Consider the following 12351-nt stretch of genomic DNA (forward strand, 5'->3'; position numbering starts at 1 on the left):
CCGCCTCGTCTCCCTGCTGGTCGCGCGGCCCGCGTCAGGAGCCGTCGTCGGGCTCCGCGCCGTGCCACACCGTGGTGATGTCGCAGAACTCCCTGATGCCGTGCGCCGACAGCTCACGCCCGTAACCGGACCGCTTCACACCGCCGAACGGGAGGGCGGGATGCGAGGCCGTCATCCCGTTGAAGAAGACCCCGCCCGCCTCCAGGTCCCGGACGAAGCGGCGCACGTCCTCCTCGTCACGCGTCCAGACGTTGGAACTCAGCCCGAAGGGCGTGTCGTTGGCGAGCGCCACCGCCTCGTCCAGCCCGGAGACCCGGTAGAGCGTGGCGACCGGACCGAAGGTCTCCTCGCGGTGGATCCGCATGGCGGCGGTGATGCCGGCGAGCACCGTGGGCGCGTAATACCAGCCCCGTTCGTGCTCCTTGGGGCGCTGTCCGCCGCACAGCGCGATCGCGCCCCGGCTCAGCGCGTCGTCGACCAGCCGCTCCAGATCGGCGCGGCCCCGCTCGCTGGAGAGCGGCCCCACGTCGGTGGTCTCGTCCATCGGGTCGCCGACCGTCAGATCGCGCATGCCGGCCGTGAACCGCTCGGCGAAGCCGTCGTAGACGTCCTCGTGCACGATGAAGCGTTTGGCGGCGATACACGACTGGCCGTTGTTCTGCACGCGGGCCGTGACCGCCGTACGCGCCGCCCGTTCGATGTCCGCCGAGGGCATGACGACGTACGGATCGCTGCCGCCCAGCTCCAGGACCGACTTCTTGACCTCGTCGGACGCGATCGCCGCGACGGACCGGCCGGCCGGCTCGCTGCCGGTGAGCGTCACGGCGGCCACCCGGGGGTCGCGCAGGATGTTCTCGATCGCGCTGGAGCCCACCAGCAGCGTCTGGAAGCAGCCGGCCGGGAATCCGGCCCTGGCGAACAGGTCTTCCAGGTACAGGGCGGTCTGCGGGACGTTCGAGGCGTGCTTGAGCAGCCCCACGTTGCCGGCCATCAGGGCGGGCGCGGCGAACCGTACGACCTGCCAGAGGGGGAAGTTCCACGGCATCACCGCGAGGACCACGCCCAGCGGCCGGTAGTGGACACTCGCCCGTGCCGCGCCCGCGTCCCGTACGTCGGCGGCCGAGGGGTGCTCGTCCGCGAGCAGTCCCTCGGCGCGCTCCGCGTACCAGCGCATCGCCTTCGCGCACTTCAGCGCCTCCGCGCGGGCCGCCACGACCGGCTTGCCCATCTCGGTGGTCATCGTCCGGGCGATCTCCGGCGCGTCCTGCTCCAGCAGATCGGCGGCCCGGTTCAGCAGCCGCGCGCGTTCGTCGAATCCGGTGAGCCGGTACCGCCGGAAGGCATGGGAGGCGGAAGCGATCCTGCTCTCGATCTCCTCGGCTCCCAACGCGTCGAAGGTCTTGAGCGTCTCTCCGCTGGCGGGATTCACCGTCGCGATGGGCATGGGGCGATTCCTCCTCGGTTCGCCTCGATTCGGCAGTCCGACCCTCCCGTGGTCCGCCCGGCCCCGCAACACGGGACGCTCGTGCCGTGGGCCGGGATCACGCGGGCACGCTCACATGGACGTGCTCACGTGGGCACGCCTCAGGGGCGCCGGGGCCGGCCGGGCGCCGCGGACCCGCGCGGGCGCGCCGGGGGGCCGTCCGGGGCCCTGCGCCGCTCGACGCGGCGCCGCAGCCGCCGGCGCTCCTCCTCGTCCGTTCCGCCCCAGACACCTGAGGTGCGGCCGGTGGCCAGCGCCCATTCGAGGCACTGGCTCTCCACCGGGCAGCTGTGGCACACCTGCTTGGCGCGCTCAGCCTGCTCGGCGGCCGGTCCCGTCTCCCCCACCGGGAAGAACAGTTCCGGGTCGACGCCGGTGCAGGCCGCGTGCCGCAGCCACTCCCAGGTGTCCGCGTTCTGGCCCGCTTCCACGTCCGGGCCGTTGTTCAGTCGGGCTGTCGTCAGCCGCACAGTCATTCAGTCCTCTCCACGCACTACGTTCCACTCCTGATCGGCCGTCTCCTGTCGCTCGTGGCCGGCTCTGGCCCGGCGCTCGCGCGGGGTGACCCGCGCCGGAACGCAGGTGCGTATCCGTCCTTCGCGCTCGGTCGGCCGGTGTGTCGCGGCCGGGACGGGCCGCGGGCCGGGATGGGTGTTCATGCCGTCTTCCCTTTCTTCGCTGTACGTCCGGTTCTTCCGTGGTCCGGTTCTTCCGTGGTCCGGTTCCTTCGTGGTCCGGTTCCTTCGTGGGTCTTCGCCGTGTGTGACCTCCCGCTGTCAGCGGAGGGTCTGTTCCGCCAGCAGCCGCAGCCCCGCCGCGATCGAGTCCGCGTCGATGCCGGCCGCCCCGAGCTGCTCCGCCGGGGTCGCCGAGCCCGGCATGTTCCCCACCGCGAGCCGTACGAGCCGCTTCGGCGCGGGACGCCCGTCCGAGAACACCGCGGCCACCGCGTCTCCGATACCGCCCTCCGGGTGGTGGTCCTCGACCGTGATCAGGCAGTCGGTCTCGTCGGCCGCCGTCTGGAGCGTGTGCTCGTCGACGGGCTTGACCGAGTACAGGTCGACGACCCGTACGGGGAAGCCCTCCCCGGCCAGCAGATCCGCCGCCTTGAGACACTCATGGACCGTGATTCCGGTGCCGATCAGTGTCACGCGGTCCGCGTCGGAGCGGCGCAGCACCTTGCTGCCGCCGACAGGGAACCGCTCGTCGGGGCCGTAGATGACCGGTGTCGCGCCCCGGAGCGTACGCAGGTAGCAGACGCCGGGCAGTTCATGCATCGCCGCCACGAGCCGCGCCGCCTGGTTGGCGTCGCAGGGGTGGAGCACCGTACTGCCGTGTATGGCACGGAACATCGCCAGGTCCTCCAGGCCCATCTGGGACGGGCCGTCCTGGCCGATCGAGACACCCGCGTGCGAGCCCACGACATTGATCGAGGCCCGGCTGACGGCCGCCATCCGCAGGAAGTCGTGCGCGCGGGTCAGGAAGGCCGCGAAGGTCGACGCGTACGGGACATGGCCCAGTGCCTGCATGCCGACGGCGGCGGCGATCATCTGTTGTTCGGCGATGTAGCACTCGAAGAACCGCTCGGGGTGCTCCTTGGCGAAGAATTCCGAGCGGGTGGAGTCGCTGACCTCGCCGTCCACGACGACGACGTCCTCCCGGGCCGTGCCGAGGGCCGCGAGCGCCCTGCCGTAGGCGTCACGGGTGGCGACCGAGTCGCCGACGTCGTATCGCGGCAGCGCGATGGCGGCGCGCCGTCCGGCGCCGCGGGGGTGGCTCTCGGGCTCGGCGGGCTTCGCCACCGACACCCGGATGGAGCGCCGGCCGCCCAGCTCCTCGATGGCGCTCTCCGCGTCGGGCAGCGGCTTGCCGTGCATGCCCTCGCGGTCCTCGACGGAGGCGACGCCACGGCCCTTCCGGGTGCCCGCGATGATCGCGGTCGGCTTGCGGAAGGTCGACCGGGCCTCGTCGAAGGCGGCGTCTACGGCATCGAGGTCATGGCCGTCGATCTCGATGGTGTGCCAGTCGAAGGCGCGCAGCCTGCGGCCGTACGCGTCCAGATCCCGCTGGTGGCGGGTGGGTCCGCGCTGGCCGAGGCGGTTGACGTCGATGATGAGGGTCAGCGAGTCGAGATGCTGGTCCCCGGCGTGCTCGATCGCCTCCCATACGGAGCCCTCGGCCATCTCGCTGTCGCCGGACAACACCCAGACGTGGTACGGAGTGTGGCCGAGCCGCTGGCCGGCGAGCGCCATGCCGACGCCGACGGGCAGTCCCTGCCCCAGCGATCCGGTGGCGACATCGACCCAGGGCAGTCGCGGGGTGGGATGGCCTTCGAGCCTGCTGCCGAGAGTGCGATAGGTGAGGAACTCCTTCTCGTCCACCGCGCCTGCCGCCAGGTACATGGAGTACAGCAGCGGCGAGGCATGTCCCTTGGAGAAGATCAGCCGGTCGTTGCCCGGATGGTCCGGCCGGTCGAAGTCGTAGTGCAGGTGGTTGGCGAGCAGATCCGCCATGAGATCGGCGGCGGACATCGAGGAGGTGGGATGGCCCGATCCGGCCGCGTCGGCGACCCGTACCGAGTCCACCCGCAACTGCTGTCCCAGCTCGGTGAGTTGTTCGCTGTTCAGCTGGTGATGCCGGCCCTTCGAGCGCGTGCCCTTCGCGTGCCCGCCCTCCGGGTGTCGGCTGTTCGTGCGTTGGCTGTTCATGTCACTCCTTACCGGGTGCGCCGGGAACCCGCGCCAGTTCGGGCGAGGACGATTCGAGCGGCACCGTCCACGAGCGGACCAGTCCGAGCTGGACGGACTGGCGCGGCAGCACCGCGTCGAGCATCCAGTCGGCGGCGACCCGCACCCGGTTCCCCGGCATGGCCGCCAGGTGGTAGCCGCGTGTGACGGCCCCCGCGAGCGGTCCCGACAGCGGCACTCCGAGCGGGTTGGCCGCGGCTTTGACTCCGCCGAGGTCCACGACGAATCCCAAGTCGTTGTGTTTGTAGGTCTGCCGCTCCCCGTACCCCAGGGAGGCGGCCACATTGCGGCCCGCCACCTTGCCCTGCCTGCCCGCGTGCTGAGCCGTCATCGGGGTGAACCGGCCCGGCCTGGTGAGATCCGGTACGGCGGCGGCGTCACCGCAGGCGAACACCTCGGGATGGCCGGGCACACTGAGCTCCGGGTCCACCAGTACCCGGCCGTGCTCGACGGGCAGTCCGAGATCGGTGACCAGCGGGTCGGGCCGTACCCCCACACACCAGACCAGCGTGTGGGTCTCGATGAACTCGCCGTTGTCCAGCGTGATCCCGGTCGGTCGCGCCTCCTTGACGGAGGTACCGGCCCGTACGTCCACACCGCGTTCGCGCAGCACCCTCTCCGCGGTGTCCGACAGCCTGTGGTCCAGCTCCGGCAGGACGCGCGGGGCGATGTCGAGGAGCAGCCAGCGGGGCTTGCCCGTTCCGCGCCACGCGGGCTGTTTACGGACCAGCGCGTCGGTGAACAGCTTGCCCTGGGCGGCCACTTCGGTGCCGGTGTAGCCGGCGCCGACCACGACGAAGGTGGCGCGCGCGGTGCTCTCCGCCCGGTCGCCGGTGACGGCGGCCAGTTCTATCTGGCGGGTGACGTGGTCGCGCAGATAGAGCGCCTCGGGCAGCCCACGGAAGCCGTGCGCGTACTCCGCCACCCCCGGGACCGGCAGCAGCTTGTTGACGCTGCCCACGGCGAGGACGAGCCGGTCGTAGCCCAGTTCGCCCCGGTCGCCCTCAGGTCCCGTGTAACCGATACGCCGCGCCTCCAGGTCGATGTGGTCGGCCTCGCCGAGCACGAGCCGTACCCGTGGCAGGGTGCCCGGAATGGAGACCGTCACCCGTCGTGGCTCCAGAATGCCCGCGGCCACCTGGGGCAGCAGCGGGAGGTAGAGGAAGTAGTCGGTGGGGTTCAGCAGCACGATCTCGGCAGCCCCCCTGACCCGGTGGGAGAGGGTACGGGCCGCCTGGTAGCCGGCGAATCCGGCACCGACGATGACTATGCGTTCTCGGCTCACGTTCGACTCCGGAGGGTTGCATTTCGGGTCGTACGGGTCGTTTGGTCACGTGCCCGACGACAGCGGTGACAAACACGGGGATCGCGCGCAGGCCCCCCGGCGCACCCTGTCGCAGGGGGCCTCACCTGCCGTTTGACACGGCAGTGATTGGTGGGAAGGTGGACGGAGCGGATGAGCCGAGCGCCTGCAGGACGTCACGACGAAAGGCATCGGAAGGCGAGGGACGGCAGAGGCGTCATGAAAGCTCTCGTCCACGACGGCAGGGCGCACGGAGGCGAGGAGAGTCACGTGAGCGGCGACTACGGCGAGGCGATGGGCGACGAGGTCTACCAGCCCGACGGCGCCGACATCGGCGAGGACGAGGGCATCCTCGACGACGAGGACACCCTCCTCGACCGGGGCTCGGACCCCTTCGACGAGGGCTGGTCGCCTCCGGAACGCCCGCTCGGTGTCGAACACGTCGGTACGACGGCCGCCGAGCAGCGGGCGGGGGAAACGCTCGACCAGCGGCTCGCGGAGGAGATTCCCGACCAGGGCGCCATCGTCGGCGACGGTATCGGGGACCTGCCGTACGGCGAGGGTGAGCGGCTGGACGACGAGGTGGGCGACGGGCGCTCCGGCCGGCTGGTGGCTCCGGACGAGGGCGCTCACGAGGATGCCGAGAAGGACATGATCGCCCGCGATGTCGGGATCGACGGTGCCGCGGCTTCGGCGGAGGAGGCGGCGGTACATCTCGTCGCCGAGCCGGACGAGTGGGAGTGAGCCTCGCGGGACGATGGCGGTGAGCCCCGCCGGGACGACACGGGACGCCCGCCCCGGAACGGGACCCGGACAGCCCGGACAGCGCGGAGACAGCGGAGCAGGACCCGGACAGCACGCTCGGCGGGCCCCGGTCAGGGCTCTGTGGGGCCCGACAGCGCTCAGCGGTTCTCGCGGTTCTCCAGGCGTAGCTGGACTTCCTCCTCCTGATCGCCGGAGGCCGTACCGACCATACGGACGGTGAAGGCGGAGGCCAGGCTCTTCCGGAGACTGTCCACCGCCGTGTAGCCGCCCTGGAGGGTGACCGCCACCGGCGCCCTCAGCCTCGCCGGGCGGGGTTCCGCGCGTACCTCGGACACATTGAACGTCGCGATCCATACGGTGGGGCGGCCACTGGCCGCCGCCTGCGGGACATCGTCCGCCGCGCGGTCGCAGGCGAAGGCTGTACGGAGCGCGCCGAACACCACGCGCGCGTCTTCCTTCTCGTCACCGGTGAGCGCCACCACAACGTCCGCCGCGGGCTGGTCCGCACTGTTCACGTGGATCTTTCCTCTCCGTCGCCGCTCCGAACCGATCCGTCTCCAGACTCCCCCTGGTACCCGGAGTGTGCGAGCCGAAGCGGTCAACAGGACGCGCCCGCACCGCCGCCGGTACGCCGCGTGCCGCCGGGAAGAGCGGGTAGACGCACACACATGACCGTCACCAAGAGCAGCGTTCTCGTCCTCGACTGTGCCGAACCCGCGGAGCTGGCCCTGTTCTACTCGGAGTTCCTCGGCGCGGAGACCCGTCTCGGCGCCGATCCGGACTTCGTGGAGATCGTCGGCCACCACGGTGTGCGGCTGGCGATCCGGAGGGATCACGGCCACGCGCCCGCGAGCTGGCCGCGGCCGGAGAGCTCGCAGCAGGCGCATCTGCGGATCCTGGTGTCGCAGGACGAGATGGACGAGGCGGAGCGCGAGGCGATCAGCCTCGGGGCGAGGCCCCTGGACACCAAACACAACGGTGGCCCGCGCGATGTGCGCGTCTACTCGGATCCGGCCGGGCACTCCTTCACACTCGCCGTCCGCGCCTGACCGGCCGGAGCCGCCGTCCGGACCCCGGCTGTCCGCTCAGCTGTCGAATTCCTTGAGGAACGCCGAGCAGAAGGCGTTGAGATCCTCGGGCTTCCGGCTGGTGATCAGTGTGCCGGGTGCCGCGGTACAGACGTTGACCTGCTCGTCGACCCAGGTGGCGCCCGCGTTGCGCAGGTCGGTGCGCAGACTGGGCCAGGAGGTCAGTGTCCTGCCGCGCACCACATCGGCCTCGATCAGCGTCCACGGGGCGTGGCAGATCGCCGCGACGGGTTTGCCCGCCTCGAAGAAGTCCTTCACGAACGCCACGGCTCCGGCGTCCAGCCGCAGCGCGTCGGGGTTGGCGACGCCGCCGGGCAGTACCAGCGCGTCATAGTCACCGGCGGTGCTCGCGGACACCGTACGGTCGACGGGGAAGGTGTCGGCCCGGTCGAGATGGTTGAACCCTTGAACCTGTCCCGGTTCCGTGGAGATCAGCGCGGGTTCGCCGCCCGCGTCCTTCACTGCTTTCCAGGGCTCGGTCAGCTCGACCTGTTCCACGCCTTCGGGGGCTACCAGAAATGCCACTCGCATACGGCTCACGCCCTTCCTCATACCGTGTCCCATAGATTCTCGTCCATCGGGAGCACGGAGGCACGGCGAGGACGATCCAGGACCCGGCGGCCCGGCGGCCCGTCGTTCCCCCGGTCTCATAGCGGTTTCGCGTCGGAGGCGCTCGCGGTACGGAGCCGTGCCCCCAGGGCCGCCGTCTGCCGGCGCAGGCGCTGGAGAGGCGTGGGGGGCAGCTCGCGGGCCGCGCCACGGGCGTAGTGGCGCTCGACATAGAACTGGCCCACGGACAGCACGGTCGTGACGGCGATGTACCAGATGGTCGCCACCATCAGCAGCGGGATGATCTGGTACGTACGGTTGTAGATCAGCTGCACCGAGAACAACAGGTCCTGCACGGCGAGGACGCTGACGATGCTGGTCCCCTTGAGCGTGCCGATGAGCATGTTGCCCGCCGTGGGGACGATCGAGCGCATCGCCTGCGGCACGACGACCCGGCGCAGCACCCGCCGGCGGCTCAGACCGAGCGCCGCGGCCGCCTCCGTCTGGCCGGCGTCGACGGAGAGGATGCCGCCGCGTACCACTTCCGCCGCGTAGGCCGCCTCGTGCAGGGTGAGGCCGATCAGCGCCGTGAGACCCGCGCCGAAGAGGTTCACCGTCTTGAAGGTGAGGAATTCGGGGCCGAAGGGGATCCCGATCCCCAGGGTCGGATAGAGCGCTCCGATGTTGAACCAGAACAGCAGCTGCACCAGCATCGGAGTCGAACGGAAGATCCACACGTACCCCCAACTGATGGTTCGCAGTACGGGGTTGACGGAGAGCCGCATGACGGCGAGGACCGTACCGATGAGGAAGCCCAGCACCATCACGGCGGCGGTCAGCCAGAGGGTGAGCAGCAGGCCGTCGAGTACCGCGGGGGTGGTGAAGTACTGGCTCACCACACTCCACTGGAATCTCTCGTTGCGGACGACCGAGTTGACGACCATCGCGAGGCCGAGCAGCGCCACCGCCGCCGACAGCCACCGGCCGGGATGGCGGCGGGGAACGATGCGGGAGATCTCGTCGGGTCCTGGCGGGGAGAGCGGGGAGGCGCCCGGGGTCCCCGGCGGGACGGTGTCCGCGGGGTCGGTGGGGCGGGTCTTCCGGGAGGCCGCGGCGGAGGCGCGCGGCCCGTCGAGCGAGGGCGATACGGACATGAGGGTGCTCCGGCGGGAGAGACGGTCGGCGGCGTGGACCGGGCGGCAGGTGTCATCACGCGTACCGCGTCCCTCAACACGGCCGGTGCGGACCGGTGTTCACGCAGGAAGCCGGAGCCGCACACCCCTCGATCGTACGGGCGCACGCCGGACGGCTGTCAAGGGGGCAGGACCGCGGACGCCGCCCACAGTGCGAGAGGCTGTTGACTTCGGTGAACGTCCCGTGCTCAATTGGCTCCATGCAGAAGCAGCTGCCGTTGGTCATCCGCGGCCACATAGACTTCGGTCGAGTGTGGTCCGCTTCTTGTTGCGCCTGACCCGGCAGCGGGCCGCCTGACCGGCCCCTCCCTCCCTCGGTGACCCCGTCCCTTCGGTGACCCCGTCGTGGGCCGATTTCCCGTATTTCACCGGGCGTTCGCTGCCGTGCTCTCCCTGAAGCGCTCCATGTCTCTCCCGTCATCGCGCCTTCGTTTCCCTCCCGTCATCGCGCCCTCGCACCGTCCCGCCCGGCTGCCCGTACGGCCGGTGGTCCCCCGCGTCCGCCGCGTCCACGGTCCCCGGGGTCTTCCTCGGCATGCCGTCCCGCCGGCGCACGCCCATCTCCCGCACGAAAGGTCCGTCATGCCTGTGGAGTTCCTCGGCATAGCCGCCACCAACAGCGGATCGGAGACAAGTCCCCGGTCCGGCGCAGCATTTGACAAGGAATACACACTCAAGCTGGCCCGCGCCCATGAGGACCACGGCTGGGACCGGGTGCTGTTCGCGTACGGTTCCGGCTCGCCCGATCCCGCTCCGGCCGCCGCGTACATCGCCTCCCGGCTGGACACGTTGCAGATCCTGCTCGCGCACCGGCCGAATGTCTCGTATCCCACCTTCGCCGCCAAGACATTCGCCACGCTCGACCGGATCAGCGACGGCCGGCTGACGGTGCATTTCATCACCGGTGGCAACGATCACGAGCAGGGGCGCGAGGGGGACACACTCACCAAGGACGAGCGCTACTCCCGCACCCGTGAGTACATCGAGATCGTCAAGCGGATCTGGACCTCGCACGAGCCCTTCGACCACGAGGGCGAGCACTACCGGTTCCACGACTTCGTCAGCGATGTCTTCCCCGTCCAGCGGCCCCGGCCCGATGTCTCGTTCGGCGGCTCCTCGCCCGCCGCGTACGCGGCCGGTGGCGCCGAGGCGGACATCTACGCGCTCTGGGGCGAGCCGCTGGCGAAGACCGCCGAGCAGATCGAGGCGGTGAAGGCCGCCGCGCGCGCGGCGGGCCGTACCACCCCGCCCCGTTTCCAGGTGGCGTTCCGGCCGATCATCGCCCCGACGGAGGCGCTCGCCTGGGAGAAGGCGCACCGTACGGTGGACGCGATCAAGGCCCGCAGGGAGAAGGGCGAGCCTGCCGTGGTGCGCCATCACCGGCGGGGCGATCCGGAGAACACCGGCTCGCAGCGGCTGATCTCGATCGCGCGGTCCGGTGAGCGCCACGACCGGGCGCTGTGGACGCCCACGGCCGCGGCCACCGGGGGCGCGGGCAACTCCAACGCCCTGGTCGGTACGCCGGAGACGGTCGCGCGGGCGCTGCTCGACTACTACGACCTCGGTGTCGACATCCTCTCCGCACGCGGTTACGACCTGCTCGGCGATGCCATCGACTTCGGCCGCCATGTCATCCCGCTCGTCCGCGAAGAGGTCGCCAGGCGCGACGCGGCAGGCGCGGCCCGTGGCCCGGAGACCCTGGTCGAGGCCGGCTGATGACCTCCGTCGCCGAACCCGGCGGTCTGACGTGGGTGTCGACCTCCGTATCCGATCCGCTCACACAGCCGATGCTGCGCGAGCTGGGACACGAGTACTCCACCCGCTACGGCAAGGACGCGCACAGCGAGCTGGCCCGTTATCCCGCCGAGGAGTTCGCCCCGCCGCACGGCGTCCTGCTGCTGTTGCTGGAGCACGGCGAGCCCATCTCCGGCGGGGCGTTCCGCCGCTACGACGCCACCACGGCCGAGCTGAAGCGGATCTGGACACACTCCGCGCACCGGCGGCGCGGGCTGGCGAAGCGGGTCGTCGCGGAGCTGGAGCGTGTCGCCCGCACACGGGGCTACCGCCGCGTCCACCTCACCACGGGGCCGCGCCAGCCGGAGGCCAGGGAGCTGTATCTGGCGGCCGGTTACACACCGCTGTTCGACACCGGGGCGGATCCGGAGACCATCGGTCCGCTCCCCTTCGAGAAGTACCTCACCGGCGAGCCCGCCGGCTCCCCCGATTCCTCCGAAAGAGAGGTGTGACCCCGTGCGCATCCTGATTCCGGGCCGTGCGCGGCCCGTGCGTCACCAGATGGCCGCCGCGCTGGTGGCCGCCCTGCTGCTGCCGGTGCTCGCGGGCTGCGGATCGGACGTGGCCTCCGGCAAGGGGGCGGCCGGCGCCGCCTCACCGGCGCCCGCCGACGATGTCACCGCCTCGCTGAAGAAGAACGCGTCACTGGCGGCCCTGCTCCCCGAGGACGTCAGGAAGCGGGGGACCGTACGGATCGCCTCGTCCGTGGGAGCGCCGCCCAGCGCCTACTACCCCGACGCCTCGACCAGCCGCCCGGCCGGACTGGACATCGACATCGCCGACGCGGTCGGCACGGTCCTCGGGTTGCGGCTGACCCGCGAGGAGGCGAGTTTCGAGGCGATCCTGCCCGCGCTCGGCAGTGGCAAGTACGACGTCGGCACCGGCAACTTCGGGGTCACCGACGTACGCCGCAAGACGATCGACTTCGTCACCTACATCAACGACGGTCAGGGATTCGCCGTCCGCGCGGACGACAAGAGCCTCGACGAGGTGACCCGGCTCGACCAACTGTGCGGCAAGACCGTCGGGGTGGGGGCGGGCACCACCTTCGAGGCCACCCTCAACTCCCGGAAGGGCGTCTGCGCGGACGCGGGCAGGAAGCCGTACAAGGTCAGTGTGTACTCCGAGAACGGGGCGTTGCTCACCAGCCTCCAGCAGAGCCGGGTCGATGTGGTCATGTCGACGATCAACGGCCTGCGCTACCAGGCGGCCCAGCCGGCGGCCGGGGTGAGGTTCCTCGGCGAGTTCCACCGGCTCGATGTCGGCTTCGCCTTCGCCAAGGGCTCCCCGCTGCTCAAGGCGTTCCAGGGGGCCGTCGACCAGCTGATCGACGACGGCACCTACCGCCGGATCCTCGACAAGTGGGGAACGGAGGACTCCGCGATCGAGGAGTCGCAGATCAGTCCGCCCGAGAAGAAGTAGCCGGCAG

Annotated in this window: 12 protein-coding genes; 5 read left to right on the forward strand and 7 right to left on the reverse strand. The window is 70.7% G+C overall.

Features of this window, described 5'->3' with window-relative positions; genetic code table 11:
• Positions 1 to 34: 34 nt before the first annotated feature.
• From ACIOGX_RS22005 to ACIOGX_RS22020, 4 genes are all read right to left on the reverse strand, one after another.
• A complete protein-coding gene (locus tag ACIOGX_RS22005) occupies positions 35 to 1444 on the reverse strand; it encodes an NADP-dependent succinic semialdehyde dehydrogenase (RefSeq protein ID WP_356507747.1) in 1410 nt (469 codons plus the stop codon).
• A 140-nt stretch (positions 1445 to 1584) separates the two neighbouring features.
• Positions 1585 to 1914 (reverse strand): WhiB family transcriptional regulator, encoded by a 330-nt coding sequence (locus ACIOGX_RS22010; protein WP_387378378.1) that lies wholly within the window; start codon positions 1912 to 1914, stop codon positions 1585 to 1587.
• A 345-nt stretch (positions 1915 to 2259) separates the two neighbouring features.
• Entirely contained in the window at positions 2260 to 4110 is a 1851-nt protein-coding gene (locus tag ACIOGX_RS22015) for a transketolase (RefSeq protein ID WP_401915889.1), read from the reverse strand.
• Positions 4111 to 4192: 82 nt separating this feature from the next.
• A complete protein-coding gene (locus tag ACIOGX_RS22020; RefSeq protein ID WP_401915471.1) occupies positions 4193 to 5515 on the reverse strand; it encodes an NAD(P)/FAD-dependent oxidoreductase in 1323 nt (440 codons plus the stop codon).
• 312 nt (positions 5516 to 5827) lie between these two features.
• On the opposite strand from ACIOGX_RS22020, the gene ACIOGX_RS22025 reads away from it, so the two are divergent.
• Positions 5828 to 6277 (forward strand): DUF5709 domain-containing protein, encoded by a 450-nt coding sequence (locus ACIOGX_RS22025; protein WP_356508191.1) that lies wholly within the window; start codon positions 5828 to 5830, stop codon positions 6275 to 6277.
• 158 nt (positions 6278 to 6435) lie between these two features.
• Here the strand turns inward: ACIOGX_RS22025 and ACIOGX_RS22030 are convergent, their stop codons facing one another.
• Entirely contained in the window at positions 6436 to 6813 is a 378-nt protein-coding gene (locus ACIOGX_RS22030; protein WP_356507753.1) for a hypothetical protein, read from the reverse strand.
• 153 nt (positions 6814 to 6966) lie between these two features.
• Between ACIOGX_RS22030 and ACIOGX_RS22035 the strand changes: the two genes are divergently transcribed.
• Entirely contained in the window at positions 6967 to 7347 is a 381-nt protein-coding gene (locus ACIOGX_RS22035) for a VOC family protein (RefSeq protein WP_129771408.1), read from the forward strand.
• Between the two features lie 36 nt (positions 7348 to 7383).
• Here ACIOGX_RS22035 and ACIOGX_RS22040 read toward each other — a convergent pair whose 3' ends face one another.
• The gene (locus tag ACIOGX_RS22040) at positions 7384 to 7917 is read right to left on the reverse strand and encodes a type 1 glutamine amidotransferase domain-containing protein (RefSeq protein WP_356508193.1); all 534 of its coding nucleotides are present in this window, start codon (positions 7915 to 7917) and stop codon (positions 7384 to 7386) included.
• A 116-nt stretch (positions 7918 to 8033) separates the two neighbouring features.
• A complete protein-coding gene (locus tag ACIOGX_RS22045; RefSeq protein WP_356507756.1) occupies positions 8034 to 9089 on the reverse strand; it encodes an ABC transporter permease subunit in 1056 nt (351 codons plus the stop codon).
• 621 nt (positions 9090 to 9710) lie between these two features.
• Between ACIOGX_RS22045 and ACIOGX_RS22050 the strand changes: the two genes are divergently transcribed.
• From ACIOGX_RS22050 to ACIOGX_RS22060, 3 genes are read left to right on the forward strand one after another with little or no spacing between them, the layout of a single operon-like run.
• Complete coding sequence (locus ACIOGX_RS22050) at positions 9711 to 10844, forward strand: LLM class flavin-dependent oxidoreductase (protein WP_401915475.1); 1134 nt, start codon at positions 9711 to 9713, stop codon at positions 10842 to 10844.
• Positions 10844 to 11374: a GNAT family N-acetyltransferase gene (locus tag ACIOGX_RS22055; RefSeq protein WP_401915477.1), complete on the forward strand. Its 531-nt coding sequence runs from the start codon at positions 10844 to 10846 to the stop codon at positions 11372 to 11374. The genes ACIOGX_RS22050 and ACIOGX_RS22055 overlap by 1 nt, the downstream gene beginning before the upstream one ends.
• 49 nt (positions 11375 to 11423) lie before the next feature.
• The gene (locus ACIOGX_RS22060; RefSeq protein WP_387018843.1) at positions 11424 to 12344 is read left to right on the forward strand and encodes an ABC transporter substrate-binding protein; all 921 of its coding nucleotides are present in this window, start codon (positions 11424 to 11426) and stop codon (positions 12342 to 12344) included.
• The last annotated feature ends 7 nt before the right edge of the window (positions 12345 to 12351 follow it).

It is taken from the genome of Streptomyces sp. NPDC088147, from assembly GCF_044741565.1.
Taxonomy (GTDB): Bacteria; Actinomycetota; Actinomycetes; order Streptomycetales; family Streptomycetaceae; genus Streptomyces.

Bases quoted from the DNA above. Each gene is read 5' to 3' on its own strand.
- ACIOGX_RS22040 (WP_356508193.1), bottom strand. From the start codon at position 7,917: ATGCGAGTGGCATTTCTGGTAGCCCCCGAAGGCGTGGAACAGGTCGAG.
- ACIOGX_RS22035 (WP_129771408.1), top strand. From the start codon at position 6,967: ATGACCGTCACCAAGAGCAGCGTTCTCGTCCTCGACTGTGCCGAACCC.
- ACIOGX_RS22055 (WP_401915477.1), top strand. From the start codon at position 10,844: ATGACCTCCGTCGCCGAACCCGGCGGTCTGACGTGGGTGTCGACCTCC.
- ACIOGX_RS22050 (WP_401915475.1), top strand. From the start codon at position 9,711: ATGCCTGTGGAGTTCCTCGGCATAGCCGCCACCAACAGCGGATCGGAG.
- ACIOGX_RS22025 (WP_356508191.1), top strand. From the start codon at position 5,828: ATGGGCGACGAGGTCTACCAGCCCGACGGCGCCGACATCGGCGAGGAC.
- ACIOGX_RS22005 (WP_356507747.1), bottom strand. From the start codon at position 1,444: ATGCCCATCGCGACGGTGAATCCCGCCAGCGGAGAGACGCTCAAGACC.
- ACIOGX_RS22045 (WP_356507756.1), bottom strand. From the start codon at position 9,089: ATGTCCGTATCGCCCTCGCTCGACGGGCCGCGCGCCTCCGCCGCGGCC.
- ACIOGX_RS22060 (WP_387018843.1), top strand. From the start codon at position 11,424: ATGGCCGCCGCGCTGGTGGCCGCCCTGCTGCTGCCGGTGCTCGCGGGC.